The following is a 382-nucleotide window of genomic DNA, read 5'->3' as shown; positions in this document are numbered from 1 at the left end:
AGCCTCAAAGGCCCCAACGGCTAGTAGACATCGTTTACGGCATGGACTACCAGGGTATCTAATCCTGTTTGCTCCCCATGCTTTCGTACCTCAGCGTCAGTATTAGGCCAGATGGCTGCCTTCGCCATCGGTATTCCTCCAGATCTCTACGCATTTCACCGCTACACCTGGAATTCTACCATCCTCTCCCATACTCTAGCTCACCAGTATCGAATGCAATTCCCAAGTTAAGCTCGGGGATTTCACATCCGACTTAATAAGCCGCCTACGCACGCTTTACGCCCAGTAAATCCGATTAACGCTCGCACCCTCTGTATTACCGCGGCTGCTGGCACAGAGTTAGCCGGTGCTTATTCTGCGAGTAACGTCCACTATCTCTAGG

1 rRNA gene is annotated in these 382 nt (G+C 51.6%); it reads right to left on the bottom strand.

The features are described from left to right. Positions 1-382 (bottom strand): 16S ribosomal RNA (locus tag WCE05_RS26430); the annotation flags it as partial.

Origin of the sequence: Pseudomonas sp. I2, from assembly GCF_040984075.1 — a bacterium.
In the GTDB taxonomy this organism is placed as follows: domain Bacteria; phylum Pseudomonadota; class Gammaproteobacteria; order Pseudomonadales; family Pseudomonadaceae; genus Aquipseudomonas; species Aquipseudomonas guariconensis_B.
Note: the sequence above shows the minus strand (reverse complement) of the source record. Positions and strands in the feature narration are given on the sequence as shown.